The 313-nt window shown below is 38.3% G+C and carries 1 protein-coding gene; it reads right to left on the bottom strand.

From position 1 onward, the window contains the following. Window positions 1-313: transposase (locus tag EIZ58_RS32940; protein WP_167578115.1), on the bottom strand; the 313-nt coding region annotated here is incomplete at both ends.

Genomic DNA, 313 nt, shown 5'->3' with positions numbered 1-313 from the left:
AGTAGAATCGCTAGAAGGGTTCCATAGAGGTGACATAGAAATCGTTCCTCTTTCATCGGTTTTGCTTTATGAATATGAAAGATGGATTTCCATGTATTAAACACGATCTCAATTTGCCAACGTAAGGAGTATAGATCATAGATATCTTCCTTAGGTACTACATCTTGAGGAATATTCGTGATAAAAGCATGCAGAGCGTCTAACTGTTTGGTCTCATCGGAATAAGATTTTGTTTTCGTACGCTCTTTTTTGGATCGTATGAGCTGGCGCTTCTTTAGCTGTTCATCCGTTAATTTATAGAGAATGAGCCTGG

This window comes from Ammoniphilus sp. YIM 78166 (assembly GCF_004522215.1).
GTDB lineage: Bacteria > Bacillota > Bacilli > Aneurinibacillales > RAOX-1 > YIM-78166.
The sequence above is the reverse complement of the archived record's forward strand: the minus strand, read 5'-3'. Positions and strand labels throughout refer to the sequence as shown.